Source organism: Amycolatopsis sp. NPDC051371, from assembly GCF_040682155.1.
Lineage (GTDB): Bacteria > Actinomycetota > Actinomycetes > Mycobacteriales > Pseudonocardiaceae > Amycolatopsis.
Genome location: NZ_JBFBAG010000001.1, coordinates 90,023 through 114,991, shown reverse-complemented (window position 1 = coordinate 114,991; position 24,969 = coordinate 90,023). Strand labels below are relative to the sequence as shown.

Genomic DNA, 24,969 nt, shown 5'->3' with positions numbered 1-24,969 from the left:
CTCCGCTACTTCGCCAGCATGCGGATGCTCGTCGGGACCAGCTGTCCGGGCGTCTGGAACTCCGCGGCCTTGCCGAACGTCCGCACGACCTTGCTCGCGAACGGCACCAGGGCGGCCCTGGCGATCAGCCCGGACTCCGCGGCGAGCCAGTCCCGGCACCCGGTCGCACCGGGGATCGCCATCGCCGACTTGACGGCCTTGTCGTAGTCCGGGTCGGCGATCGCGGCGAAGTTGTTCCCCTGCGGCGAAGCCGGCCCCGAGAGGAACGGCACGAGCTGGTCCGGCGAGCTGACGTTGAGCGAAACCCAGACGACGTCCCAGTTCCCCGACCCGAAGATGGTGCTGGTCAGCGTCGTCTCGTCCTGGCTGTGCGCGGTGGCTTCGACGCCGATCGCCTTCCACTGCTTCACCGCGAGCTCGGCGGCGGCGTCACCTCCGCTGCCGTTGTTGTTCTGGTAGAGGAAAGTCAGGGTCAACGGCTTGCCGTCCTTGGCGCGCTTGCCGTCCGGCCCGGCCGTCCAGCCTGCCTGGTCGAGGAGGGCGGCCGCCGCCTGGGGGTTGCTCGCCGGCAGCGCGCGGGAGACGGAGTCACCGGGACAGGCGACCGGTTCGTTCGCGGCCAGCGTCGCCACCGGGCCGCCCTGGCCCGAGGTGAGCACCTTCTGCACCTGGGGCAGGTCGAGGGCCTGCGTCAGCGCCATCCGGACCTTCGGGTCGGCCGTGATCCGGCCGGTACCGTGGTTGTACCACTGCTCCCCCACGTTCGCCGGGGTCTTGGCCGTGAACAGGCCCGCCTTCTCGAGCCGGTCCGCGTCCGGACCGGCGATCTGCGCGCCGCTCAGGCCGCCGGAGAGCAGCAGGTTCGCCGCGGTCGTCTCGTTCGGGACCACCTTGAAGACGACCGTCTTCGGCAGCCCCTTGGTCGCCGTGGTGGCGCCGTTCGGCCCCCACGTGTAGCCGTCGCGGATCGCGTACGTGTAGTGGTCGCCCGGCGCCGCCTCGACCAGCTTGTAGGGACCGGAACCGGCGGTGGACTTCTTCAGCGCGTCGCGGTTCGCCGCGCCGGCGGGACAGACGATCGGGAGACCGGACAGTCCATTGAGGACGAAGGGAGCCGGCTGGGTGAGGGTGAGCGTGACGACGCGGGTCGCGTTGTCGCCCTTCGCCGTGGTGCCGCCGGGAAGGAAAGCGCCGAGGAACGGGCTCTTGTTCTTGGGGTCGCCGACGAAGTTGAGGTTGTCGGCGACGTCCTTGGCGGTGAGCGCGGCACCGTCGGAACAAGTGATGCCCTCGGCCAGCGTGAGGGTGACCGTGGTGCCTTGCACCTGCCAGGTCTTGGCCAGTTCGGACTGGATCTCGCCGGTCCTGCCGTCGACGCTGACCAGTGGGTCGTAGGCGAACTGGGTGATCGCGTACAGCGCACTGCCCGCGCCCATCTGCGGGTCGAGGCTGCCCGGGTCCGAGGTGATCCCGAGCGTGAAGGTGCCGCCGTCGACGACCGCGGCACCTTCGCTGCTGTTCGAGGCGCTCCCGCACGCGGTGAGCGCGGCCCCGGCCAAGCCGAGACACAGGGCGTACGTGCCCGCAGTGGTCAGTTTCATGGCAGTTCCGTTTCCGTACTGGGGTCGTGCGGGGAGGGTCAGGCGCCGGCGCGGCGGACGGCGCGGCCGAGGTGCAGGTACAGGGCGCGCCCGGTGCCGTCGTCGCCGAGGAACGCGTGGGGCATGTGCATCCCGCGATCGGCTTCGACCGGGATCAGCATGTCGTCGCGGTAGTGCACGAGCTCGGTCCGCTCGACCTGCCCGCCCATCTCGATCAAGGCACCCTTGGGGACCTGCTCGATCCAGATGCGCCCGTCGTCGTCCTGGCTGACGGTGAGGTCGAAGACCTGGGCCGAGTAGGTGCCGACGTAACGCTGCGCGTCGATCTGCGACGGCTGCGCGGGCGGCGCGGGCAGGGCCGACAGGCCGACGTCGGCGAGCTCGGCCAGGACGTGGCCCACGACGTCGCGGTAGAGCGGGAAGACGTCGCCGCCGTTGGTGAGCAACGCGACGGCGAGCCCCGCTTCGGGGATCATTCGCAGGAAGGCGGCCTGCCCGATCGTGTTGCCGTCGTGCCCGATGATCGTGCCCGCCGGGGTGTCGAACCGTTCGAAACCCAGCCCCCACGACGAGCCCATGAGGCCCAGCTCGGGCAGGACGACCTGCCGGTCGTGCATCCGCGCGGCGGTTCCGGGGGCGAGGACCTGCGTGCCGTCGGCCGCGCGGCCGTCGTCGAGGTGCATGCGGGCGAACGCGAGCAGGTCCCGCGGCCGCATCGAGAGCATCGAACCGGCCGGCGCGTTCGACCGCGCCATCGCCCACATCGGCGCCGGGACGTACCCGGCGCCCGGCTCCGGCTCGATGTGGCCGACCGCGGCCCGGAACAGGATCGCCTCGGCGGCGCCGGTCGCCGTGTGGGTGAGCCCCAGCGGCGCGATGAGGTGCTCACGCAGGCACACGTCGTACGGCTTTCCGCGCAGTACCTCGACGAGCCGGCCGAGCACGCAGTACCCGGCGTTGTTGTAGGAGAACTGCTCGCCGGGCGGGAACAGCTGCGGCACGTCGTGCAGGGTCGCGATGTACTTTTCGAGGCAGTCGTCGCCCACGCCGGTGTCGGTGAAGATGTCCCCTTCGAACCCGGCGGTGTGGTCGAGCAGCTGCCGGACGGTGATCCGCGCCGCCGCCGCTTCGTCGCCGATGCGGAACTCCGGCAGGTAGGTGCGGACCGGCTGCTCGAGGTCGACCGTGCCCTCGTCGGCCAGCTGCAGGACCAGCGTGCTGGTCCAGAGCTTGGTCACCGACCCGATCTGGAAGACCGAGTCCGCGGTCGCCTCGACCCCGGTGGTCTTGCTGAGCAGACCGGCGGCGCCGTCCGCCACCCGGTCGTGGTGCAGCACGGCCCACGCCGCACCCGGAACGTCGTACTTCTCCAGGAGCGGCGGCAGCCGCTCGTCAAGCCAAGCGTGAACGTCGTCGAGGTTGCCCATGGCCGACGATGCTAGGAACAGCGCGGCCGGGAAAGTTCGTCGTCGGCGACAAGTCGCTGCCCCTCCATTGGTCGCCTCCGACGACCGGCGGCGAGCGGTATGCCCTCCGCTGCCCGTCGACGACCTTCATGCCGCCGGTGTCACCCCGGACGCCCGCCGCCCGCCACGGCTACGCGCGGTAATCCCAATCCAGCTCCCAGCACTGGAGGTGGTGGTACCCCAGGATGGCCACCGCGGCGCACCCGTCGGGGGACAGCTCGACCGCGATGACGTCCTGGTCGCACTCGATCTCGGTGACCAGGTCGCCACTCGGCAGGTGCCACAGCCGGAGCAGCCGAGGCGACGCCGTGAGCAGGAGATCGCCGTCCGCGCTGAGCGCCAGGGACTCCACCCGGTCGTCGGCCACCTTCGCCACGGCCTCGGCCGATCCCGCGACGGACAGCACGATCTCGCCGGTGTTGTCGAAGCCGAGCCGGGTGCCGGCGAGGACCCGGCCGTCGGCGCTCGCGACGACGGCTGTCCCACCGGCGTAGACGCGCGCCTCGCGCACGGTCGTGAAGTGCTCGGCGTCCAGCACCCGGACGCGCCCGTCGTCCTTCACCAGCACGGCGACCGCCCCCGACAGCACCAGCCGCTCGTCGGCGCGCACCGACCACCCGTGCAGCGGGCGGCCCGTCAGCCGGTTGCGCAGGATGCCGAGACCGTCCCGGCGCACGAACTCGAACGCCGGGTTCCCGTCCTTCAGCACGGGGTTCCCGGCCTCGTCCCGCACGACGACGCCGACGCGGCGAACCGTCCTGAGGTCCCACAGCACTTCGGCGCCGTCCGAGTCCACCGCGAGCACGTGGCGGTCGTCCGCGCAGGCCGTCGCGTGCTCGAAGTCCAGCTCGTGCCGCTCCGGCGCGGCCGCCACGTCACCGGTGCGGAGATCCATGACCCGGACACCCCGGCCGAAGAAGTCCGCGAAGGCGTAGCGCACGTCCCGGGTGAGGGCCGTCCGGCCGTGCAGGACGGCGTCGAAGCGGCGGGTGGGCCACACGCCCGCGAGGGCGGTCCGCTCGCTGACCGCGCCCACCCGCCGCCACAGCGTCCGGAGCTCCGGATGCCGACGGTAGGCGGGCATCGCACGGAGGATGTCCAGTTGCCGCCGGGCGTCGGCGAGCCGGCCGGTGTCGAGGAATTCCGCGGCCAGGCCGAGGTTTTCCGCGGCGATCAGCGCGTCCCCGGCCATCCGGTCGGTCGGCTGCGGACGGGCGTAGCTCCACGGCGCGGCGGGTCCCGGCTCGGGCAGGTGGACGACGGCGGTGGTGTGGACGGTCCGCGGGGTGCGGCTGCCGAGCAGGACCAGCACCGTGCGGCCGCCGGCGTCCGCGGCGACGACCATCGTGTCGCGTGCCGACACGGTCGTGGTGAACGTGCACCGGCCTTCGTCGAGCCGCCAGCTCTGGAGCAGGAGATCGAAGGTGTTCACGGCGGTGCGGCCGTCGTCGCTGACCGCCAGCCAGCTGAAACCCTTGTTCCACAACAGGGCGCTGCCGATGACCGTCACCTCGGCGGTCGTCAGGTCCACCCGCACCACTTTGTCGTCGTGGGTGGCCGAAAGCGCGTACTCGGCGGTGGGGCTGATCGCGCAGTTGTGCCGCAGGCCGCCGATCCGCCACAGCTCCTCACCGGTGCCCGCCGCCAGAACCCGCAGCGTCCAGTCGAAGCCGTCGAACACGACCAGCCGCTCGTTGCCGGCGGTGACCGCGATCGCCCAGCCCCGGCCGTACTGGGAGTCCGCCGACCCGGCGCGGATCAGCTCGACGGCGGCACCCAGCACCCGCACGGATCCGTCGCCGCCGACGGTGGCCACCACGGTCCCGTCGGGGCTGACCGCGACGGCTTCCACCGTGCCCGGCAGCTCCACGACCCGGGTGCACTCCCCCGTCGTGGTGTCCCAGACCCGCACCTGCCCGCTCTCGTCGGCGGAAGCCAGCACCCGGCCGTCGGCGCTCAGCGACATCGACCGGAGGCGGTTTTCGTGGCCGGCCAAGCTGTACCGCACCCGCTCGTCCGGCAGGGACCAGACTTCGGCCTCCCGGCCTCGGAACGTCACCGCGGCGACCCGGCCGTCGGCGCTCAGCGCGATCGGGTGCGCCCGGTCGACGTAGACCGTGCTGGGCCGCTCGGTGACCTTCCGGTCCGGCAGGGCGCGGGCGGTGGCGGTGTCCGGGCCGTCGGGCAGGTCGTCGAGCAGGCGCAGCGCCGACTCCTTGTCCCCGCGCTCGATGTGCACCGCGGCGAGCAGGTGGTCGGCGGTCCGGTCGCCGTCGTGGCTCAGCCGCACCGCGTCCAGCTCGGCGAGCAGCTGCCGGTCGGTCCGCGCCCCGGCCCGCCACCGGCGCAACCCGAGGTTGTAGGTCGCGTGCGGGTGGTGCGGGTCCGCGCGCAGCGCCTCCTCCCAGAGCTCGTCCGCCTGCTCGGCGTGCCCGAGGTCCAGCAGGGACAGCGCGCGGTTGGACAGCGCGTCGGCGAGCAACGGGGCTTCGTCCGGCCGCTGCCGCGGGTACGGCTCGAACACCGCGGCCCGGTAGAGCTCCGCCAGTTCGTCGGCGAGTTCGCCGAACCCCGTGGGACGGGCCGCGGGGTCCTCGGCGAAGCAGCGCCGCAGCAGGTCGGCGACCCCTGGCGGCACCGGCGGGAGGACCGGGTCGACGGGATCGGCCTCGAGGAACCGCGCGAAGACGCCCGCCGCCGCGTGCCCGAACATCGCCGGCGGCCCGCCCGCGAACATCTCGAACACGCTCACCGCCCACGACCAGACGTCGGTCGCCGGGCCGAGCACCTCGCCCCTGGCCTGCTCGGGCGAGCAATACTCCACGGTCAGGCCTTCGCCGCCGGTGACGTTGGCCAGTCCGAAGTCCGTGACCTTCGCCGCGCCGCCGGTGTCGAGCATGACGTTGGCGGGCTTGACGTCCTGGTGGATGACCCCGCGCTCGTGCGCGTGCCCGAGGCCCCACGCGGTCTGGATCGCCAGGTCGAGGATCCGGCGCACCGCCGGGCGGTGGCCGTCGCCGTAGAGCGCGCGATCGCGGACGGCCTCGGCGAGGCTGCCGCCGCCGGCCCATTCGGCGAACACCCGGGGCGTGCCGTCGACGCGGCGGACGTAGGCGCAGCTCACCACGTGCGGGTGCGCGCCGAGGCCCACCCAGGTCTCCGCCTCGGCCTCGAACCGCTCCGCGTCGGCCGGGGACGCAACCAGCTCCTGGCGCGGGGTCTTGACCGCCAGTTCCATCCCCCATTGGCGGTGCCACACGCGGTACACCAGGCCCATGCCGCCGGTCGTGACGACGTCACGGACCTCGTACACCCCGAGCACCACGTCCCCCGGGGACCACATCTAGTCCACCTGCGCCACGTAGAGCGGGGTGCCGAGCACGACGTTCACGCCATCGGCCGTGGGGCTGGACCCGCTCAGCAGCCGCTTGGCGACGAACTCGAGGTTCTGGTCCGGCCCCGGCATGGCCTCGTTGGCCCGCTGCACGGCGGCCAGCGCACTCTTGTGCGCGCCGTCGTCCTCGTGCTTGATCGCTTCGGTCAGTGCGCCGATCTCCGGATCGCTGCGCAGCCCGGCGAGCAGCGACGGCATCATCGACCGCGGCACCCCGGTCGCGGGTCCGCCGCCGAGGACGTGGTGCGAGGACCCGCCGAGTCCGACGACGGTCCACTCGGTGGCCCCGCCGAAGTACGCGAGCGTCGGCTCGGCGGGGAACGGTCCCCAGCTCATCGGCAGCAGTCCCCAGAAGAACTGGCCGGGTTCGTCGACCGTGCCGAGGTCGCCGTGCTCTTCCAGGTAGCGGACCACTCGCTGCAGCTTCGCCGTGCGCTCACCGCCCGCGGGCGCCTCCGTGGCCTGCTTGCCCCCGAAGAGCTTCAGGTTCACGCTGACCTCGGTGGTGCGCTTGCGCGTGAAGCCCGGATCCATCTGCGCGAGCAGCATGTCGACCTTGCTGTCACTGACGTACAGGTAGTACTGGAACGACAACGTGCTCCCCATCCCCCGACGACGCTGGCCGGATCATAGCGACCGAAGACCCGGTACGTCCCCGGTGTCACCTGCGGCCGGGCTGTAACCGTTGCGAGATCAACGACGACTCACCACAGCCTGGCCTGTGGCGACCGGTCACGGCCGCGTCCACCGATCCGAGGAGAGGCTTCCATGTCGGACCTGGCCTACGCACCCGCGGTGGACGCGGGCTCGGTACGCGAGCTGACCATCGGTTCCCTCCTCCGCGACGCCGCCGAGCGAGCCCCCTCCGCGCCCGCGCTGGTCGAAGGCGTTCCCGACCCGCGGGCGCGACGCCGCTGGACGTACTCGGACCTGTTGGCGGAAGCCGAACAAACGGCTCGGGCGCTGCTCGGCCGGTTCCAGCCGGGCGAGCGGGTGGCGGTGTGGGCCAACAACATTCCCGAGTGGGTGGTGCTGGAGATGGGGGCCGCACTCGCCGGTACGACCCTGGTCACGGTGAATCCCGCCCTGCGTGAAGAGGAGGTCCGGCACGTCCTGAGCCAGTCGCGGGCGGCCGGGATCTTCCTGGTGCCGGAGTACCGCGGCAACCCGATGGCGGAGACGCTCGCCCGGGTGCGTCCCGGCCTCCCGCACCTGCGGGAGGCGGTGCTGTTCGAGGACTGGCAGGCGTTTCGCGAGTCCGGCTCCCCCACCGAGGCGCTCCCGGAGGTGAGCCCGGACGACCCGGCGCAGATCCAATACACCTCCGGCACCACCGGCACCCCCAAAGGCGCGGTCCTGCACCACCGCGGCATCACCAACAACGCGTGGTTGTCCTACGCGCGGACACTGGAGATGCGGGCCGGCGAAGCTTTCGTCAACCCGATGCCGCTCTTCCACACCGCCGGCTGCGTGCTGGCCACCCTGGCGCCGATCGCGTCGCTGGGCACCCAGGTCCTGCTGCCGTGGTTCGACCCCGGGCTGCAGCTCGAGCTGATCGAAGCCGAACGGGGCGTGGTGTTCGGCGGTGTCCCCACCATGCTGCTGGCCTTGCTGAGCCACCCGCGGTTCGCCGCGACCGACCTCTCATCGGTGCGCTACGCCCTCGCCGGCGGCGCGACGGTCCCGCCCGAGCTGGTCCGGCGCGTCGAGTCCGCGGTCGGTGTGCCGATGAGCATCATCTACGCGCAGACCGAGGCCTCACCCGGAATCACCATGACCCGGCTCGACGACAGTCCCGAAACCCGGGCGGAAACGCTCGGAAGGCCGTTGCCCGGCTGCGCGGTCAAGATCACCGATCCCGCCACCGGCGACGTGCGTGCCCGCGGCGAGATCGGCGAAGTGTGCACCCGCGGCTACCACGTGATGAGCGGCTACTTCGACCGGCCCGACCAGACGGCCGAGGCCATCGACCCGGCGGGCTGGCTGCACACCGGTGACCTCGCCACCATGGACGACCACGGATACCTCCGCATCGAGGGCCGGGTCAAGGAAATGATCATCCGCGGCGGCGAGAACATCTACCCCCGGGAGATCGAAAACGTCCTGCTCGACCATCCGGTCGTGCACGAGGTCGCGGTCGTCGGGGTCCCCGACCCGGTGTGGGGAGAACAGGTCGCGGCCTTCATCCGGCTCGTGCCGGGCGAAACCGTCGGTGAAGCGGAACTCTTCGCCCACGTGCGCGAGAACCTCGCGCCGCACAAGACACCCCGGATCTGGCGTTTCGTCACCGAATTCCCGATGACCGGTTCCGGGAAGATCCGGAAGCACGTTCTCCGCGAGCAATCCGGGCTGTAGACCGGCAACCGAGTGCTAACTGCCGTGCTCTCCGGCGAGTGCCCGGTACACCGGCCGGAGCAGCTCGGCGACGTCTTCGCCGGCCACCGTGATCGCGAACGGCGGGGCGTGGTCCAGCAGCGCGTCGAAGGACGTTCGCGGTCCCTGCAACGGCGCCGCGCCGGCCAGGCCCGGGGCCGGACCGCAGTCGAAGAAGGTGTCCATGACTTCGGTCAGGGCCGGGGACGTGTCGTCAGGATCGAGCGGCTCGGCGGAGATGAGCCGGTTCTTCAGCTCTTCCAGCAGCGTTTCGCGGCTCCGGCCCCGCAACGCGAGAATGGTGAACGGATCGTCGACGACCCGCGCCACGAGCGCGGAGAACACGGCGTTCAGGTGGCCGCACGGCACCTCGACGTCCGGGCAGGTGCAGTCCAGTGACACCTCCCGCGCCGACGACGGGAACAAGGGCAGCCGGACCGCTTTGAAGATCTGCTCGACGTCACGGGGCAGCTCGCCGCTGAGCAGCAGGACCGTGGCCGACGCCTTCGCGGCGAGGGCGTGGGTGATCGCCGCCCAGTCCGTTTTCCCGAACGCCGTCAGCCCGATTCGCACCTGGTGAACGCGGCTGTCCTGCACCTCGGCGTCGACGCGCCCGGCACCGACCGCCAAGGACGCGACGCGCCCCTGCCCGGGCGCGGGCAGGAGGACGCCGATCGCCGTCAACGCCCGGATGAACCGGGTCGCCCACCACGGGAGTGGCTCAGTCATCGATCGCCTCCTCCCCCAGGGTGAGCACCCCGCGCAGCGCGTCCGTGGACAGTTCGGTGAGCCAACCTTCGCCCTCGCCGACGACCATTCCGGCGAGCGCGCGTTTCTTGGTGATCAGGGTGTCGATGCGTTCCTCGATGGTGCCCGGGCAGACGAACTTCCGGACCTGGACGTTCCGGCCCTGCCCGATCCGGAACGCCCGGTCGGTGGCTTGGTTCTCGACGGCCGGGTTCCACCAGCGGTCCAGGTGCAGGACCTGGTTGGCGGCGGTCAGCGTGAGCCCGGAGCCGCCTGCTTTGAGCGAGAGCAAGAGGATCCGCGGCCCGTCGCCGGCTTGGAAGCGTTCCACGATCGCGTCTCGCGACCCCTTTGCCAAGCCACCGTGCAAAAACGCGACTTCGGTGCCGAGCCGGTCCGACAGGTGGGGCACGAGCAGGTGGCCGAATTCGGTGTACTGCGTGAAGCACAACACCCGATCACCCGACGCCAGGATTTCCGTCAGGATCTCTTCGAGGCGGGTGACCTTGCCGGAGCGGTGCCCGATCGGGGAGCCGTCGTGCAGCAGGTGCGCGGGGTGGTTGCAGACCTGCTTGAGTTTCGTGATCGCGGCGAGGATGTTGCCGCGGCGCTTGATGCCCTGGCTGTTCTCGATCTTCTTCATCATCTCGTCGACGATCGCGCTGTACAACGTGCCCTGTTCGCGGGTGAGCCGGTACTCCTGCGTGATTTCGATCTTTTCGGGGAGCTCGGGGACGATCACGGGGTCCGTCTTCACCCGGCGCAGCAGGTACGGCTGCGTGAGCCGGCGCAGCTCGGCAGCCGCGGCGGTGTCGCCCCGGCGCTCGATCGGGACCGCGAACCGCCGCCGGAATTCGAACCTGGTGCCGAGCAGCCCGGGGTTGAGCAGGTCCAGCACCGACCACAGGTCCGCCAGCCGGTTCTCCACCGGGGTGCCGGTCAGCGCGAGCCGGTGCCCGGCCGTGAACCGCCGCACCGCCTTGGCCGTCGCGGTGTCGGCGTTCTTGATGGCGTGCGCTTCGTCGAGCACCAGACGTCGCCAGGCGAACCCCTCGAGTTCGCCGGCGTCACGGGCGGCGGTGGCGTAGGTCGTGACGACGAGGTCGGCCGCGGCGACCTGCTCGGCGAGCGCGTCCCCGTGCGCGCGGGCGCTGGCGTGGTGGGCGTGGACACGCAGACTGGGGGCGAAGTTCGCCGCCTCCCGCTGCCACATGCCGACCAGCGACATCGGGCACAGCACCAACGTCGGCCGGCGATCGTCCTCGGCCCGCTCGACGGCCTCGAGCGCCAGCGTCTGAACGGTCTTGCCGAGGCCCATGTCGTCGGCCAGGCACGCACCGAGCCCCAGCGCCGACATGAACGCCAGCCAGTCGACCCCCCGCTGCTGGTAGGGGCGCAGCGTGGCCCGGAACGACGGCGGCAACCCGACCGGCCGCAGTGCCTGGTGGACCCGCCCGGCCAGGACGTCGCCGACCCAGCCGTCGGCGCGGACGACGGTGACCGGGAGCGGCGTCTCCCGCGCGAGGTGGACGAGCTCCAGCAGCTCGGCCGCGGTGGGGCCCTGGGTCTGCCGGTGCGGGTCGCGGCGCAGGAACTCGAGACCGGCGCGGAGCCGGTCGGCGTCGACGCTGATCCACCGGCCCCGCAGCCGCACCAGCGGAGTCTTCGCCGCGACGAGCCTGGCCAGCGCTTCTTGGCCGATTTCGTCGTCGCCCACCGCGACCGACCAGCGGAACGCGGCCAGCTCGTCGCGGCCCACCCGGTTGCGGGCGACGACCTGCTCGGAGGGCGTGCTGCGGACGGAGAGCCGGAGCCCGAGCCGGCGCCGGCCGTCCCAGGTGGCCGGAAGCTGCACTTCGAACCCGGCCTCGATCAGCCGATTCGCGCCCGAGGTGAGGAATTGTTCGGCTTCCTCGACGGTCAGGTCGTACTCGGACGGCTGAGTCCTGCGCAGGGCGGGAGCCAGCATCGGTTCCACCAGCGCGGCCCGGCCCAGTTCGGCGACGAACAGCCCCTTCGGATCCCTGACCAGCCCGTTCGCCTCGCCCGACCAGATCTGCCCCGCCGACAGCAGCAAGCTCGGATCGGCCGTCGCCCGCAGGAGGAACTGCAGCTGCCACTTGGTGCCGTCGCCGGTCTGGTCGTCGGGATCGTCCGCGGCCGGCTGACGCAGAGTGCCGACTTCGGCCAGCCGGAAACACGCCCGGCCGTCGACGATGTCGGTGTCGGCGACCTCGTCCCACTTCGCGACGGCGTCGGCCAGGGCACCGAGCTCACCCAGCGGCAGCTCGACGCGGGGAGCGCCGCCCTGCAGCGCGGACAACCACACCCCGGCCGCGCCCCGGCCCCCGCGCAGGTCGACGGGCGGATCCGCGCGCGCCAGCCGGTCCCGGACCGCCGCGTCGACCAGGGTGTGCAGGGCATCGGTGACGAGCGCGCGCGGCGAGGCCCCGGTGAGCGGCGCGACCTGCTCGGCCCGCCCGACCGGCGGCATGGCGGCGACCAGTGCGTCGAACGCGACGAAGTCCACGCCCTGCAGCACCGGGCGCCACCGGGCCTCCGCCGCATCACCCTGGCGGACCAGCGTCGGCAGCACCCGCCCACGCCCCACCAGATCCGCGGCCAGGCGCGCCACCGCCCGTAGGTAGGTGACCGAAGAGCCGTACGAGGCCGCGTCGTCGAGGTCGTCCAGCTCGGTCGCGTCCACGATCAGCGCCGGCACCGACCACGGCCGCAGCGACAGCGCCGAGCCACGCCGTTTTCCCCCCGCCGCGAACTCGGAGGCAGCGAGCGGCCGGTTCGCCCGCGACGGCAGCAGCACCGTCGCCGAGGTCGGCTTGCCGGGATGCAGAGCGGTCAGCTTCGCGCTGGAGACCGCGAAGGGATGCGGAACCGCGATCTGCGCCGACCGAATCGACGTGCCGGCGGGGCCTCGATCGTGCTCCGCCCAGAGCAGCAGACCCCGGCCCGGGGACCACAGAGCGTGCACCAAGGGCAAGGTCTGAGGCTCCTTCGTCCGATCGGGGTTCCCCACAGATCGTCGCACGGCACCGGCAGTGAGGGAGCCGGGGTTCAAGTCCCCAGGTCAAGCTCACCGAGACGCCGGTCCGCCCGCCGGGGACCTCGCCGTGGTGGGGGATGACCTCCCCGGCGGCGCCGCGCGCCGCGGCGCCCAGTGCACTGTGGACAGTCCGGCGCCCGCGACCCGGGCGCGGTCGACGTGCCCGTGAGATCGCCTCTTGCCCGGCCGAGGCATGCGTGCGATGCTACATCGCGAACAAGCTGTTCGTATAACGAACTCGCTCGGAGCCGAACTCATCGACGGAGATCGCGCATGTTCCAGCAGTTGCTGAAGTCGTCCGGCCCGCCCGTGCTCGGCACGTTCGTCAAGATCCCCGCGCTGGAGGTCGCCGAGATCATCGGCGCCGCGGGGTTCGACTTCGTCGTGATCGACACCGAACACGCCCTGCTTTCGGTCCGCGACGTGTACTCGCTGATCGTCGTGTACTCCCGGATCGGTGTCGCACCGCTGGTGCGGATCACCGACCACGGCTACGGCGACGCCCAGCGCTACCTCGATGCGGGCGCGGCCGGCGTCCTCGTGCCCCACGTCTCGAACGCCGCGCAGGCCGAGTCCGTCATGCGGCAGTTCCTGTTCCCGCCCGCCGGCACCCGCGGCATGGGCTACGCCGCCCGCGCCAGCGTGTGGGGCGGTCTCGACGGCGGTGTCGCGGAGTACGTTCGCGCAGGTCAGGAGGATGTCGCGCGCATCGCGATGATCGAGGAGCGGGAAGCGGTCGAGGACGTCGAAGGCATCCTCGCCGCCCCCGGGCTCGACGCCGTGTTCGTCGGGCCGGGTGACCTCTCGCTCAGCCTGGGCGTTCCCCCGGGCTCCCCCGAGGTGCACGACGCCGTGACGCGGTCGATCGAGGCCGCGGTCCGCGCCGGCGTTCCGGTCGGGACCGTGGTCCAGGGCGAGGACCAGCTCCGGCTGCGCGCCGGGCAGGGGTGCCGGTTCCTGCTCGTCGGCAACGACACCGGCATGCTCTCCGGCGCCGCCCGGCGCACCGTCACCCAGGCCCGCGAAGCGCTGGGGAGCACCTCGTGATCGACAAGATCCGGGACGGCGCCGCCGCGGCCCTCGAGACCGTCCTCAGTGGAGCGTCGATCGTCATCGGCGGCTTCGGCCGCACCGGGGTCCCGGTCGACCTGATCGACGCGCTCTGCGAGCGTGACGTCGGCGAGCTGCACATCATCGCCAACAACGGCGGCCAGGGGCTGCCCGGCGAGCGCGGCATCGGACGGCTGCTCGCCGAGAACCGGGTGAAGAAGTTCTCCTGCTCCTTCCCGGTGAACCCCGCCTTCTTCCGGCGCTACTTCGCCGGCGAGGTCGAAATCGAACTCGTGCCGCAGGGGACGCTGGCCGAACGCCTGCGCGCGGGCGGCTCGGGCCTCGGCGGCTTCTACACGCCCACCGCCGCGGGCACCATCCTCGCCGACGGCGGTTTCGTCATGCGGCACGGCGCATCGGAGAAAACGCTTCCCGCGAAGGAACAACGCGTGATCGACGGCCGGACCTACGTGCTCGAATCACCACTGCGCCCGGACTTCGCGCTGGTGAAGGCCGACCGGGCGGACCGCTACGGCAACCTCCGGTTCCGCCTCGGCGCCCGCAACTTCAACCCGCTGGCCGCGATGGCCGCGCGGACGACCGTCGTGCAGGCCGACCACGTCGAGCGCACCGGATCCCTGCCGCCCGACGACATCCACCTGCCGGGCCCGTTCGTGGACCACCTGGTGCGCACCGAACCGGAGGCAGCCTGATGAGCCTGCTCAGAACGGAACTCGCCCGGCGCGTGGCCGACGACCTCGAGGACGGCTGGTGCGTCAACGTCGGCATCGGCGCTCCCCTGCTGCTGCCGGGACAACCCACACCCGGCAAGGAGATCCTCTACCACTGCGAACACGGCCTGCTCGGCGTCGGGCCGCCACCGGAGGGCGAGCCGGACCCGGACATCACCGACGCCGGCAAGAACCCGGTCACGTTGCTGGCGGGCGCGGCGGCGTTCGACTCGTCGCTGTCCTTCGCCATCGCCCGGGGCGGGCGGCTCGACCTGTGCGTCCTCGGCGCGCTGCAGGTCGGCGAGAACGGCGACCTGGCGAACTGGGTGGTCCCCGGCGGCAACCCGGGCGTGGGTGGCGCGATGGATCTCGCGGTCGGCGCCCGCCGCGTCTGGGTCATGATGAACCACGTCGACAAGCGGGGGAACGCCAAACTGCGCAAGGAATGCACGTTCCCGCTCACCGGCGTGGGCGTGGTCGACCGCGTCTACACCGATCTGGCCGTGTTCGAGTTCACCGGCGGCGTGCTGACCCTGCGCGAGTGCGCCCCCGGCGTCCGGCCCGAACAGATCGCCCCCCTGACCGAAGCCACCTACACCGTCGACCTCTGGAACCGAGGAGAAGCCGCATGACCAGGCAGGTGACCGCGCGCATCGCCGGAGCCTTCGAGCACCCGCAGCGCAAGATCCCCGGCAAGACCGTGCCGCAGGTGCTCGCCGAGGTCGCCTACGGCGCGCTCGCCGACGCCGGGCTGAGCTTGTCCGATGTGGACGGCTTCTTCTGTTCGGAAGTCCCCGGGCTCGGCTCGATCGCGATGGCCGACTACCTCGGACTCGACAATCTGTCCTATGTAGACGTCACCGAGGGCGGCGGCGCGTCCTACGTCATGCACGCCGGGCACGCCGTGGCCGCGGTGGCGGCGGGCAAGTGCCGGGTGGCGTTGCTCGCGATGGCCGGGCTGCCGTTGTCGGGCACCCGGTCCGGCGGCGGCGAACGCGGCCCGGACCACCCGTACGAGTCGGCGTACGGCGTCACCGTTCCCGCGGGGTACGCGCTGGCGGCGCAGCGGCACATGCACGAGTACGGCACCACGTCCGAACAGCTCGCCGAAGTCAAGGTCGCCGCCGCGCACCACGCGCAGTTCAACCCGAACGCCGTGCTGCGCAAGCCGGTCACGATCGCCGACGTCGTCGAGTCGCCGCTGATCTCCGACCCCCTGCACCGGCTGGACTGCTGCATCACCACCGACGGCGGCGCCGCGCTGGTGATCGTCGCCGAGGACGTCGCCCGCTCGCTGCCCGGCCGCACGGTGAAGATCCTCGGCCACGGCGAGGCCGTCAAGCACAGCGCGGCCGGCGGGATCGACCTCACCTACACCGGCGCCGCGCTCTCCGGCCCGCGGGCGTTCGCCGAGGCGGGCCTGACCCCGCGCGACGTCGACTACGTCTCGATCTACGACTCCTTCACGATCACAGTGCTGATGAGCCTGGAGGACCTCGGCTTCTGTGAGAAGGGCAAAGGCGGCACCTTCGTCACCGACGGCACGCTGCAAGGCCCGGACGGACGGCTGCCGTACAACACCGACGGCGGCGGCCTGTGCAACAACCACCCGGACTTCCGCGGCGGCATGGTCCGCACCGTCGAGGCGGTCCGCCAGCTGCGCGGCGAGGCCACGCCGGAGATCCAGGTGCCCGGCGCCCGGATCGGGCTCGTCCAGGCCCACGGCGGCAGCCTCGGCTTCCGCACCGCCGCCGCCACCCTGCTGCTCGGAACGGAGGACGCATGACCCCCGAAGACCCGGTGCTCGACCGCTTCCGGGAAGCGCTGTCCGCGGGGCGGCTCGACCTCCCCCGGTGCACCGCCTGCGGCGCGCTGGTCTGGTACCCGCGGGCGCGCTGCCCGCACTGCATGTCGGAAAGCCTCGAATGGGAAGCGCTGTCCGGGTCCGGCACCGTCCACTCCTGCACCGTCAACCGGCGCGGCCAGGGCAAGTACGCCGGGGCGGACCCCTTCGTCATCGCCTACGTCGAGCTGGCCGAAGGCCCCCGCGTGCTGTCCCGGGTGGACGGGACGACGCACATCGGCATGCCCGTACGGCTCACCCACGGTCTCGACGACGAAGGCCAGGTGCGGCTGACGTTCGAGCGCGACCCCGACGTGAAGGAGAGCTCATGACCTACGCCAAGGACGACCTCCGCTCCGCCCTGACCACGAGCACCGCGGCGCGCCCCGCCGGAGCGGTCGCCGCGCCCGAGTTCCTCGACTTCTCCGTCACCGCACCGGACGTCGTCACGCCCGCGGGGAGCCGGCAGTGGATCGTGCGGGGCCAGAACTTCGTGCTCGTCCACACCGAACCCGTGCCCGGCGACGTCATCTGGTCCGGCGACCTGCGGTCCGAACAGGTCGTCCTGGTGATCGACGAGAGCAGCGGGATCTCGGCCGGACCGCACGCGGTCACCGGCCCGGCGCTCGTCGTCGTCCCGCCCGGCGAGGCCGAGATCGTCAGCACCGGCAGCGGGCAGCTCACGCAGCTGATCCAGTCCGACGAACTCGAGTGGGCGGCCAAAGCGTCCAATGCGGACAGCTACGCCCACCCGCACCCGCAGGTCGCGCCGCTGGAGCTGTGGCCGGAACCGGTCGGGGGCCACCGGTGGCGGACCTACCGGATGGCCGACGTCCCCGACGACCCGAAGCGCTTCGGCCACATCTTCCGCACCCGCGCGTTCATGGTCAACTTCCTCAAGCCGAACCAGGGGCCGCGGAACCCGCACAAGCTGTCACCGCACTTCCACGACGACTTCGAGCAGTGCAGCCTGATCGTCGCCGGCACCTACGTGCACCACATCCAGACGCCGTGGGGCACCGACGCCGACGACTGGCGGCCCGAAGACCACGCCCGCGTCGGCAGCCCTTCGGCGACCGTCATCCCGCCGCCGACGGTGCACACCTCGCAGGCCATCGGCTCCGGCGTCAACCACCTGATCGACATCTTCTCCGGACCGCGTCACGACTTCTCGGCCCGGCCCGGCTGGGTCCTCAACGCCGGCGACTACCCCGCGCCACCCGCCTGAGCTCCACCTTCAGCGTCGAAGGGAACATCCATGTCCTCCAGCACCGGCGAAGTCGCGGCCACTTCGCTCGATCCCACCTTCATCTCGCGCAGACGCCGGGCGATCACGAGCGCCTGGGCGGGCTTCGCGATCGACTCCTACTCGATCTACGTGGCGTCGACCTCGCTGCTGCCGGCGATGGTCTACTTCCAGGCGCACCTGTCGGCGAGCCAGCTGTCGGTGTTCGTCGGCATGACCTTCGCCGCGACCCTGCTCGGCCGGCCGATCGGCGCGCTGCTGTTCGGGCACTTCGCCGACCGGATCGGCCGGCGCCGGGTCGGGTCCATCACGATCTACGGCTTCGGCACCATCTCGCTGTTCATCGCGATGCTGCCGGGCGCCGAGCAGGTCGGTGCGGGGACCGCCACCGCGCTGCTGCTCGGGCTGCGGTTCATCGAAGGCATCTTCCTCGGCGGCGAGTACACCGCCGCGACACCACTGGCCCTGGAATACGCCACCCGCGGCCGGCGCGGGTTCACCGGCGCGCTCATCCAGTGCTCGGCCAGCGGCGGCCCGTTCGTGGTGGCCGTGCTGACCTCGCTGGTGCTGGTGTTCGCCCCGAACGCGGGCCTGCACTCGCCGTACGTCCAGTGGGGCTGGCGGATCCCGTTCCTGATCGGCGCGTTCCTGGCCTGGTTCGTCGCCTGGTTCCTGCGGCGGCGCGTCGAGGACTCCGACACCTGGAAGGAGACCGCACGCAGCAAGTCTCCTCTGCGGGACATGCTCAAGGGTTCCTCCGGGCGCGCCTTCCTCCAGTCCTACATCATCATGACCGGTGTCTTCTTCGCGGTGAACATGCTCGGCAGCGTCATGCCGCAGCTGTTGCTGTCCAACAAGGGGTACACCGCCGCCGACCTCGCGCACACGCAGCTCATCAACGCCTGGCCGGGCATCGCCACGTACTTGTTCTTCGGCTGGCTCAGCGACCGGATCGGGCGCAAGCGCGCGCTCTACATCGCCGCGACCATCACCATCGTCTTCACCCCGATCACCTACACCCTGCTGGCCAACGGATCCGTGCACGGCTGGGCGAACCTCACGCTGCTGGCCGCGCTGACCAACGTGTTCACCCTCGGCGCGCTCGGGGTGCTGCCGGCCTACATCAACGAGCGCTTCGCCACGGCGGTCCGCTCGTCGGGCTGGGGCGTCGCCTACAGCACCGCCGTCGTCATCCCGGCGTTCTTCTCCTACTACCAGCTGGGGCTGGCGCACCTGGTGCCCGCCGCGTTCACCCCGGGCATCCTCGCCGCCTTCGGGGGCGTGCTCATCCTGTTCGCCGTCATGGCCGGGCCGGAGACCCGCGCGACCGACCTGCACACCGTGGGCGAGGCCGGGTCATGACCCTCCGCACGAAGGCCAGGTATGCGCACCGACCGCCCGACCACGCGTGTCGCCGTCGCCATCTTCGTCCTGCAGACCGCGGGCAGCGGGATCGCGGTGTACGGCATCCCGATCTACATCGCGGCGTTCCTGCGCTCGGGCACGGTGAACCCGGCGCAGCTGTCCCTGGCGAGCACGGCGTTCTTCCTGGCGGGTGCGCTGGCCGGGCCGGCGTTCGGCGGACTAGGGCAACGCAACCCGAACGTGGTCCTGCTGGGCTCGGTCCTCGGCGCCGCGGCGGCCATCACGGCACTGGCGGTGGACCTTTCGGGCCCCGTCGTGATCGCGGCCTTCTGCGTGCTGGGCGCGACCTTCAACGGCGGGCTCGTCGTGGTGGGCACGACCGTGCTGGTACGGGTCTTCGAGGGCAGGCCGACGTCCGGGATGGCGCTGGCGACCTCCGGCTCCTCGGCGGGCGGCATCCTGGTCTCGCCGCTGCTGGCGTTGCTGCTGACCACGCAGGCGGTCACCGCCGGCTCGTTCCTCGCGGTGGCGGCGGGATTCCTGGTGATCAGCGGACTCGCCCTCACGCTCACCTGGCGGGTGACCGCACGGTCCGCCACCGAGGTGCCCCCGGCCGGGCCGACCGGACGAATGGCCGCGCACTGGCCGCTCGTCCTCGCGTTCAGCCTGGTCAGCGCCTCCCAGCTGGGAGCGACCTCCTACATCGTGGCGACCGGGCTCTCCCGGGACTTCACCGGCGCCCGCCTGGCCGTCTCGGTCGCCACCGCGGCGGCGGTCGCCTCCCGCTGGCTCGGCAGCGCCGGGATCCGGCGGCTCGGCCTGGGCCGCTGGACGATGACCAGCTTCTGCGCCCAGGCGGCCGGGGTCGCGCTCGTCGGGCTGGCGCCGGCCGGGTGGGTGCTGTTCCTCGGCGCGGCGCTCATCGGGCAGAGCCTCGGCAACACGATCCTCATCCGGTCGCAGGTCGTCGTCGGGCTGTTCGGGATCGGCGACTTCGCGGGCAAGTTCGCGCGGTTCCAGACCTGGACTTCGCTGGGGTCGGCGGCCGGGCCGTTCGTGCTCGGGCAGCTGTTTTCGCTGACGCACGACTACCTGCTCGCCTACCTGGCGTTGTTCGTGCTCAACGTGGTCGCCGTGCCGCTCCTGCGGCCCTGGCTGAGACACACGCATCGGAGGGTCGATGAGCTCCGCCACGGTTCCGCCGTATGAAGAACTCCGTCGCCGCACCGACGCCCCGCCCGGGTCGTCCTGGCACCTGTTCGGGCCGGACGACCAGCTCGGCACCCTGAACTTCCTCACCGAGCGGAGCGCGCTCGACGGCGCGGCGCTGGTCAAGCGCGGCCGGACGTTCAACCTGGACTACCCGCTGAACACGTTCGTACCCAGCCTCGCCGGGACGCGCCCCGCGACCGAGCACCACATCTTTTCCAACAACCCGAACCACCGCGACGACTGGCTGGACTCCTTCTACCTCCAGTCCACGTCCCAAGTGGACGGTCTGCGCCACATCCGTCATCCCCGGCACGGTTTCTACGGCGGTGTGCCGGACGAGCGCGTGGCCGTCGGCGAGCCCGCGCTGGGCATCCAGCTGCTCGCCGAGAAGGGCCTGGTGGGCCGCGGCATCCTGCTCGACGCCGTCCGGTACTTCGAGCACGTCGGCGAACCTCTCGTGCCGGACGCTCCCCGGGGCATCACCCCGTCCGATTTGGACGCGATGGCGGCGCACTTCGGCGTGGAAGTGCGGTCCGGGGACATCCTGCTGCTGCGCACCGGGTTCGCCGAGCACTGGCTCCGCTCCACACCGGAGCAACGCGCGAGCCGCACCGGCGGCCCCGGCCTGCACCAGTCCGAGGAGATGCTCGCGTGGCTGTGGGACCACCGGATTTCGATCGCGGCGGCGGACAACGGCGGCCTCGAAGCGTTCCCCGTCGATCCCCTCTCGGGCTGGGTCGACCCGGACGAACCGCCCCCGCCTCGCGGACCGTCGCACAACGGCATGCTGCACCGCCCGCTGATCGCCCTGCTCGGGCTGATCATCGGCGAACTCTGGAAGCTCGACGAACTGGCCGAAGACTGCGCCGCCGACGGCGTCCACGAGTTCCTGCTGACCGCCAAGCCACTCAACCTGACGGGCGGGGTCGGCTCGCCGCCGAACGCCCTGGCCGTCAAATAACCCGACAAGTGAGGACCTTCTCGTGACGCAGACGATCAGTGAACTGTGGGACCCGGTGCTGGACGCCGACCGGCAGCAGGCGGACCCGGAGGTCGACGAGCTCCTGCACGGCGCCGTCGACCTGCACACCCATCCCGGCCCCAGCCCGTTCCCCCGCCGGATGTCCATCCTGGACGCCGCGACGGACGCGGCGACCGTCGGATTCCGGGCCGTGGTGGCGAAGTCGCACCACCACAGCATGCAGACCGACATCCTGGCGCTCGAGACGGCCGGGCTGCAGGACCTGCCCGTCAAGGTCTACGGCGGCGTCGCGCTCAACCGCACGGTCGGCGGGCTCAACCCGTACGCCGTCGAGCTGGCGTTGCGGATGGGCGGGCGCGTCGTGTGGTTCCCGACGATTTCTTCGCCCGCGCACCTGGAGTTCCACGCGCACAACCACAGCAGCGGGTTCCCGGTCGCGGGGGTCGCGCTGCGCGAGAACGAACCGATCAGCGTGCTCGACGAAGCCGGCGGGCTGAACGCGGCCACGCGGGACGTCCTCGACGTCATCGCGGCGGAGTCGGCGATCCTCAACTGCGGCCACCTGCCCGCGGCGGAGATCGACGTGCTGATCCCGGGCGCGCTCGAGGCGGGCGTGACGCGGATCGTGGTGAGCCACCCCGAATTCGTCCTCGGCGCCGGCCCCGACCGGATCGGGCGGTGGGCCCGCCAGGGCGTGTTCGTCGAGCACTGCCTGGCGATGCTCGTCGGCCGGGAACCCAAGCCCGAGCCGTTCGCGAAGATCGCCGAGTTCTACCGCGCCGCCGGGTCCGGCCGGACGATCTTCTCGTCCGACCTCGGCCAGAAGGGCAATCCCTTGCCCGTCACCGCCTATCGCCGGATGGTGCGCGCCCTGCTGGACGCGGGCGTCGGCCGCGACGACGTCAAGGCGATGACCGGAGGCAACGCGGGCGAGCTGCTCGCCGGCTGAGCCGGAACCCTCGGCTGGGTATAGTCCGGACCAGCGAAGCGAATCGAGGAGCGAACCCCTTGGCCAACGGCGGCACCGGCGACATCCAGGCAGTGCACCGCGTCGCGGAGATCCTCAAGCTGTTCACGCTGACCAACCCGCGGGTCACCGTCGCCGAGGCCGCCGCCACCCTCGGGCTGAACCGGACGACCACGCACCGGTACTTCAGTTCGCTGGTGCTGGACGAGATCCTGGAGCGCTCGCCGGACGACGCGACGACCTACACACCGGGGCGGCTGCTGTTGCAGGTCGGCGCGGTCGCCCAGGGCCAGCGGCGGGTGCTGGACGTCGCCCCGCGGCACATGGGCGAGCTGTCGGTGGAGACGGGGCTGACGGTGGTGCTGTCGCTGTGGGGCGCCTCCGGGCCGGTGGTGTCGCTGGTTTCGGAAGCCGGCACCCACCCGATCCTGATCACGGTCCGGATCGGCTCCATGCTCGGCTGGGATTCGGCGCAGGCGCGCTTGTTCCTCGCGCTGTCCCGCGACGGGAACCGAAGCGAGCAATACCTGAACCGGCTGCCGCCCGAACACCGGACGCGGCTCGAAGGCCAGCTGCCGTCGTGCCGCTCCCGCGGGCTGTGCCGGGTCCCGGTGCCCCCGATCGACGGCGTGGTCCTGGCCGCGGCGGTCTTCGACGAGCACGACGTCGCGGCCACGGTGGCTCTGGTGGGCACCACGTCGTCACTGCCGGAGAAGTCGGCCACGATGGAGTCGGCGCTGCTGGACACCGTTTCGTCGATCACCGCGGAACTGGGCGGCGCCGGCCTGCGCGACGCCGTCCTGACCGATGGGAAGTAGCCGGCAGGCCGATGCCCGTGGTCGCGGTGGGCTGCTTGTCGATCGGTGTCCGCGTGTCCTCAAGGGTGGGCCTGCCGCCGGAACTCCGCGGGGGTCAGGCCGGTCTCCCGCTTGAACACCTGCCCGAAGTGCGAAGCACCGGCGAACCCCCAACGCGCCCCGATCGCGGCCGCCGGCACGTGCGTGAGCGCCGGGTCGGCGAGGTCGAGCCGGCACCGTTCGACGCGCCGCTCCCGGACGCAGCGGGACACCGTCGTGCCGGTCCGCTCGAACAGGGCGTGCAGGGACCGCGGTGACAAGTAGTGCGCGGCCGCGATCGAGGCCGGATCGAGCTCGGCGTCGCACAGGTGGGCGTCGATGTGGTCGAGGACGCGTTCGAGCAGTTCCTCGTGCGGGGGCCGCGCCGGGACCTGGTGCCCGAGCTCGCCGCGCAGCATCGTGCCGACCAGCGTCATCAGGGACCGGACGGCGGTGGGCCCGTGCACGCCGAGCGACTCGAGGTTGCGGTTGACGCTGAGCACCGTGCTCCACACCGTGTCGGTCAGGCCCGGCGTGCAGGCGAACGGCGTCGCGGTGATCTCGGCCAGCGGGTCCTCGCGGCGGGGTGTGATCGCGGTCTTGGGGAACCGGATGCAGGTGGAGCGGTAGCCGTCGCCGACGGTGAGGGTGGCCGGCCGGCCCGAGTCGTACAGCGCGAACAGGCCGGGCTCCAGACGCGCGACGCGGTCGTCCTGCGCGATGCGGATCTCGCCGGCGAGCTGCAGGGTGAGCACGTAGAACCCGGCGTCGGCGGGGCGGATCGTGGCGTGGTCGCGGTAGGCGGCGTGCCGTCCGGAGGCCATGTCGACGAAGCTGACCCCGTGCAGGTGCCGGTCCCGGACGCGGCCGGTGAACCCGTCCGGCCGGTCGCAGTCGAACTCGAACCTCAGCACGCTGCGCCGGACGGCGGCCGCCCAGGACGTGAACGTGATCGGGCGGGGCGCCACGCCGGCGAACCGCTCCGACAGCGCTGTGAATGACGTCATCGTCAGCTCCACGGTCGGTCCGCCCACGGTACCAACGGTGCGCTGGTTCGACACCACCCTGCGCTCCGGCGCCACACGCGCACCCGCGGAGTTCCTAGAGTCCGGGCACCCCGGTGCAGAGGAGCCACCCATGACCTACGTGCAGGGTTCCCACCACGTGACGCTGTCGGTGGCGAACGCCCAGGAAGACGTCGACTTCCACGTCAAGATCCTCGGGATGCGCTTCATCAAGCGCACCGTCCTGTTCGACGGCTCCCTCCCGATCTACCACCTGTACTACTCCAACGCCGCGGGCGACCCGTCGAGCGTCGTCACGACCTTCCCCTGGGCGCAGGCCGGGTTCTTCGGCAAGCGCGGCACCAACCAGGCCCGTGAGGTCCTGCTGGCGGTGCCGGACCACTCGCTGGACTTCTGGCACGACCGGCTGACCGCGCACGGCGTCGAGGTCGCCGACGTCGAACGGTTCGGCCGGCGCCGGCTCGCGTTCCGGCACCCGTCGGGCATCGAGTACCGGTTCGTCGGCGCCGACGGCGACGAGCGGGTCGGCCACCCCGGCCACGGGGTGCCGCCGGAACACGCGATCCACGGCATCCACGGCGTGGGCGTGCACATGGCCACCCCCGACCGGATGGTCGAGTTCGCCGGCGAGTCGTTCTTCGCCCAGGACGCCCTCGCCGAGGAGGGCGACGTCATCGGACTGCGGATCGGGGACGCCAAGCACGGCAACCACCTCGAAATCACCGTCAACCGCACCGACGACCAGGGCACCTGGAGCTACGGCGCCGGCACCTACCACCACTTCGCGTGGAACGTCAGCACGCTGGAGAACCAGGACGCGGTCAAGTTCGAGATCGAAGGGCGCGGCTACACCGACATCTCCGAGCTCAAGGACCGCAAGTACTTCAAGAGCGTCTACGTGCGGACCCCGAGCGGGGCACTGTTCGAGCTCGCCGTGACCCACGCCGACGGCGGCTGGACCTGCGACGAGTCGCCGCACGAGCTCGGCACCCGGTTCCAGCTGCCGGAGCAGTTCGAACACCGTCGCGACGAGATCCTGGGAAGGCTGGAACCGATCGACGTCTGAGGGG

Annotated in this window: 20 protein-coding genes; 13 read left to right on the top strand and 7 right to left on the bottom strand. The window is 71.6% G+C overall.

The window, feature by feature from the left end; translation table 11 throughout:
- Window positions 1–5: 5 nt before the first annotated feature.
- The 4 genes from AB0M59_RS00515 to AB0M59_RS00500 form a co-directional block, all read right to left on the bottom strand.
- Complete coding sequence (locus AB0M59_RS00515; protein WP_364606177.1) at window positions 6–1,601, bottom strand: ABC transporter substrate-binding protein; 1,596 nt, start codon at window positions 1,599–1,601, stop codon at window positions 6–8.
- Window positions 1,602–1,639: 38 nt separating this feature from the next.
- Entirely contained in the window at window positions 1,640–3,028 is a 1,389-nt protein-coding gene (locus tag AB0M59_RS00510) for a serine hydrolase domain-containing protein (RefSeq protein ID WP_364606174.1), read from the bottom strand.
- Window positions 3,029–3,197: 169 nt separating this feature from the next.
- Window positions 3,198–6,410 (bottom strand): protein kinase, encoded by a 3,213-nt coding sequence (locus AB0M59_RS00505; protein WP_364606171.1) that lies wholly within the window; start codon window positions 6,408–6,410, stop codon window positions 3,198–3,200.
- A complete protein-coding gene (locus AB0M59_RS00500) occupies window positions 6,411–7,067 on the bottom strand; it encodes an SAVMC3_10250 family protein (RefSeq protein WP_364606169.1) in 657 nt (218 codons plus the stop codon).
- 162 nt (window positions 7,068–7,229) lie between these two features.
- Between AB0M59_RS00500 and AB0M59_RS00495 the strand changes: the two genes are divergently transcribed.
- Window positions 7,230–8,816: an AMP-binding protein gene (locus AB0M59_RS00495; protein ID WP_364606166.1), complete on the top strand. Its 1,587-nt coding sequence runs from the start codon at window positions 7,230–7,232 to the stop codon at window positions 8,814–8,816.
- Window positions 8,817–8,831: 15 nt separating this feature from the next.
- On the opposite strand, the gene AB0M59_RS00490 is transcribed toward AB0M59_RS00495, so the two are convergent.
- Window positions 8,832–9,563 carry a hypothetical protein gene (locus AB0M59_RS00490; RefSeq protein WP_364606163.1) on the bottom strand — a complete coding sequence of 244 codons (732 nt, stop codon included), beginning with the start codon at window positions 9,561–9,563 and terminating at the stop codon, window positions 8,832–8,834.
- Complete coding sequence (locus AB0M59_RS00485; RefSeq protein WP_364606160.1) at window positions 9,556–12,579, bottom strand: DEAD/DEAH box helicase; 3,024 nt, start codon at window positions 12,577–12,579, stop codon at window positions 9,556–9,558. Before AB0M59_RS00485 ends, AB0M59_RS00490 begins: the two co-directional genes overlap by 8 nt.
- 336 nt (window positions 12,580–12,915) lie before the next feature.
- Here AB0M59_RS00485 and AB0M59_RS00480 point away from each other — a divergent pair, with 336 nt between their 5' ends.
- Genes AB0M59_RS00480 through AB0M59_RS00430 form a run of 11 tightly spaced genes read left to right on the top strand, consistent with a single transcriptional unit; the run spans window position 12,916 to window position 22,856 of the window.
- Entirely contained in the window at window positions 12,916–13,689 is a 774-nt protein-coding gene (locus tag AB0M59_RS00480) for an aldolase/citrate lyase family protein (protein WP_364606157.1), read from the top strand.
- Window positions 13,686–14,405: a 3-oxoacid CoA-transferase subunit A gene (locus tag AB0M59_RS00475; RefSeq protein WP_364606155.1), complete on the top strand. Its 720-nt coding sequence runs from the start codon at window positions 13,686–13,688 to the stop codon at window positions 14,403–14,405. The genes AB0M59_RS00480 and AB0M59_RS00475 overlap by 4 nt, the downstream gene beginning before the upstream one ends.
- Window positions 14,405–15,055: a 3-oxoacid CoA-transferase subunit B gene (locus AB0M59_RS00470; protein WP_364606152.1), complete on the top strand. Its 651-nt coding sequence runs from the start codon at window positions 14,405–14,407 to the stop codon at window positions 15,053–15,055. Before AB0M59_RS00475 ends, AB0M59_RS00470 begins: the two co-directional genes overlap by 1 nt.
- Window positions 15,052–16,209 (top strand): thiolase domain-containing protein, encoded by a 1,158-nt coding sequence (locus AB0M59_RS00465; protein WP_364606149.1) that lies wholly within the window; start codon window positions 15,052–15,054, stop codon window positions 16,207–16,209. Before AB0M59_RS00470 ends, AB0M59_RS00465 begins: the two co-directional genes overlap by 4 nt.
- A complete protein-coding gene (locus tag AB0M59_RS00460; protein WP_364606146.1) occupies window positions 16,206–16,598 on the top strand; it encodes a Zn-ribbon domain-containing OB-fold protein in 393 nt (130 codons plus the stop codon). The genes AB0M59_RS00465 and AB0M59_RS00460 overlap by 4 nt, the downstream gene beginning before the upstream one ends.
- Complete coding sequence (locus tag AB0M59_RS00455; RefSeq protein WP_364606143.1) at window positions 16,595–17,494, top strand: hypothetical protein; 900 nt, start codon at window positions 16,595–16,597, stop codon at window positions 17,492–17,494. Before AB0M59_RS00460 ends, AB0M59_RS00455 begins: the two co-directional genes overlap by 4 nt.
- Before the next feature lie 30 nt (window positions 17,495–17,524).
- Window positions 17,525–18,874, top strand: a complete 1,350-nt coding sequence (locus AB0M59_RS00450) for an MFS transporter (protein WP_364606140.1) — start codon at window positions 17,525–17,527, stop codon at window positions 18,872–18,874.
- 21 nt (window positions 18,875–18,895) lie between these two features.
- Window positions 18,896–20,086 carry an MFS transporter gene (locus AB0M59_RS00445; RefSeq protein WP_364606137.1) on the top strand — a complete coding sequence of 397 codons (1,191 nt, stop codon included), beginning with the start codon at window positions 18,896–18,898 and terminating at the stop codon, window positions 20,084–20,086.
- Window positions 20,058–21,050, top strand: coding sequence for a cyclase family protein (locus tag AB0M59_RS00440; protein ID WP_364606134.1), 993 nt, complete (start codon window positions 20,058–20,060; stop codon window positions 21,048–21,050). Before AB0M59_RS00445 ends, AB0M59_RS00440 begins: the two co-directional genes overlap by 29 nt.
- A gap of 22 nt (window positions 21,051–21,072) precedes the next feature.
- Window positions 21,073–22,020, top strand: a complete 948-nt coding sequence (locus AB0M59_RS00435; RefSeq protein WP_364606131.1) for a DUF6282 family protein — start codon at window positions 21,073–21,075, stop codon at window positions 22,018–22,020.
- Window positions 22,021–22,079: 59 nt separating this feature from the next.
- On the top strand, window positions 22,080–22,856 hold the full coding sequence (locus AB0M59_RS00430; RefSeq protein WP_364606127.1) for a helix-turn-helix domain-containing protein: 777 nt from the start codon (window positions 22,080–22,082) through the stop codon (window positions 22,854–22,856).
- Window positions 22,857–22,915: 59 nt separating this feature from the next.
- On the opposite strand, the gene AB0M59_RS00425 is transcribed toward AB0M59_RS00430, so the two are convergent.
- Window positions 22,916–23,881: a helix-turn-helix domain-containing protein gene (locus AB0M59_RS00425; protein WP_364606124.1), complete on the bottom strand. Its 966-nt coding sequence runs from the start codon at window positions 23,879–23,881 to the stop codon at window positions 22,916–22,918.
- Window positions 23,882–24,011: 130 nt separating this feature from the next.
- Here AB0M59_RS00425 and AB0M59_RS00420 point away from each other — a divergent pair, with 130 nt between their 5' ends.
- Window positions 24,012–24,965, top strand: a complete 954-nt coding sequence (locus AB0M59_RS00420) for a VOC family protein (RefSeq protein WP_364606121.1) — start codon at window positions 24,012–24,014, stop codon at window positions 24,963–24,965.
- Window positions 24,966–24,969: the final 4 nt, after the last annotated feature.

Bases quoted from the DNA above. Each gene is read 5' to 3' on its own strand.
- AB0M59_RS00515 (WP_364606177.1), bottom strand. From the start codon at position 1,601: ATGAAACTGACCACTGCGGGCACGTACGCCCTGTGTCTCGGCTTGGCC.
- AB0M59_RS00510 (WP_364606174.1), bottom strand. From the start codon at position 3,028: ATGGGCAACCTCGACGACGTTCACGCTTGGCTTGACGAGCGGCTGCCG.
- AB0M59_RS00505 (WP_364606171.1), bottom strand. From the start codon at position 6,410: ATGTGGTCCCCGGGGGACGTGGTGCTCGGGGTGTACGAGGTCCGTGAC.
- AB0M59_RS00500 (WP_364606169.1), bottom strand. From the start codon at position 7,067: ATGGGGAGCACGTTGTCGTTCCAGTACTACCTGTACGTCAGTGACAGC.
- AB0M59_RS00495 (WP_364606166.1), top strand. From the start codon at position 7,230: ATGTCGGACCTGGCCTACGCACCCGCGGTGGACGCGGGCTCGGTACGC.
- AB0M59_RS00490 (WP_364606163.1), bottom strand. From the start codon at position 9,563: ATGACTGAGCCACTCCCGTGGTGGGCGACCCGGTTCATCCGGGCGTTG.
- AB0M59_RS00480 (WP_364606157.1), top strand. From the start codon at position 12,916: ATGTTCCAGCAGTTGCTGAAGTCGTCCGGCCCGCCCGTGCTCGGCACG.
- AB0M59_RS00470 (WP_364606152.1), top strand. From the start codon at position 14,405: ATGAGCCTGCTCAGAACGGAACTCGCCCGGCGCGTGGCCGACGACCTC.
- AB0M59_RS00465 (WP_364606149.1), top strand. From the start codon at position 15,052: ATGACCAGGCAGGTGACCGCGCGCATCGCCGGAGCCTTCGAGCACCCG.
- AB0M59_RS00460 (WP_364606146.1), top strand. From the start codon at position 16,206: ATGACCCCCGAAGACCCGGTGCTCGACCGCTTCCGGGAAGCGCTGTCC.
- AB0M59_RS00455 (WP_364606143.1), top strand. From the start codon at position 16,595: ATGACCTACGCCAAGGACGACCTCCGCTCCGCCCTGACCACGAGCACC.
- AB0M59_RS00450 (WP_364606140.1), top strand. From the start codon at position 17,525: ATGTCCTCCAGCACCGGCGAAGTCGCGGCCACTTCGCTCGATCCCACC.
- AB0M59_RS00445 (WP_364606137.1), top strand. From the start codon at position 18,896: ATGCGCACCGACCGCCCGACCACGCGTGTCGCCGTCGCCATCTTCGTC.
- AB0M59_RS00440 (WP_364606134.1), top strand. From the start codon at position 20,058: ATGAGCTCCGCCACGGTTCCGCCGTATGAAGAACTCCGTCGCCGCACC.
- AB0M59_RS00425 (WP_364606124.1), bottom strand. From the start codon at position 23,881: ATGACGTCATTCACAGCGCTGTCGGAGCGGTTCGCCGGCGTGGCGCCC.
- AB0M59_RS00420 (WP_364606121.1), top strand. From the start codon at position 24,012: ATGACCTACGTGCAGGGTTCCCACCACGTGACGCTGTCGGTGGCGAAC.